Here is an 806-nt window from a genome sequence, read left to right as displayed (position 1 = left end):
TGTCGAGCATCGAGATCGAAGGCAACAAGGCGATCAGCACCGAAGACCTGATGAAGGGCCTGAAGCAGTCGGGCCTGGCCGAAGGCGAGATCTTCCAGCGTGCCACCCTCGAAGGCGTGCGTAACGAGCTGCAGCGCCAGTACGTGGCCCAGGGCCGCTACTCGGCCGAGGTCGACGCCGAGGTGGTGCCACAGCCGCGCAACCGCGTGGCGCTGAAGATCAAGATCAACGAAGGTACGGTTGCTGCGATCCAGCACATCAACATCGTTGGCAACACCGTGTTCAGCGACGAAGAGCTGCAGCAGCTGTTCGAGCTCAAGACCACCAACTGGCTGTCGTTCTTCAAGAACGACGACAAGTACGCCCGCGAAAAGCTCTCCGGTGACCTGGAGCGCCTGCGTTCCTACTACCTGGACCGCGGCTACATCAACATGGACATCGCCTCTACCCAGGTGTCGATCACCCCGGACAAGAAGCACGTCTACATCACCGTCAACGTCAACGAAGGTGAGAAGTACACCGTGCGTGACGTGAAGCTTTCGGGCGACCTCAAGGTGCCGGAAGACCAGGTCAAGTCGCTGCTGCTGGTGCAGCCGGGCCAGGTGTTCTCGCGCAAGGTGATGACCACCACGTCCGAGCTGATCACCCGCCGCCTGGGCAACGAAGGCTACACCTTCGCCAACGTCAACGGCGTGCCACAGCCGAACGACCAGGACCACACCGTCGACATCATGTTCGTGGTCGACCCGGGCAAGCGTGCCTACGTCAACCGCATCAACTACCGCGGCAACACCAAGACCGAAGAC

1 protein-coding gene is annotated in these 806 nt (G+C 61.0%); it reads left to right on the top strand.

The genetic code is table 11. The features are described 5' to 3' along the window. A partial coding sequence (bamA, locus tag F3J44_RS29400; RefSeq protein WP_167278005.1) for an outer membrane protein assembly factor BamA occupies nt 1–806 on the top strand: 806 nt, incomplete at both ends.

Source organism: Pantoea sp. Tr-811, from assembly GCF_011752535.1.
In the GTDB taxonomy this organism is placed as follows: Bacteria; Pseudomonadota; Gammaproteobacteria; order Pseudomonadales; family Pseudomonadaceae; genus Aquipseudomonas.
The sequence above is the reverse complement of the archived record's forward strand: the minus strand, read 5'-3'. Positions and strand labels throughout refer to the sequence as shown.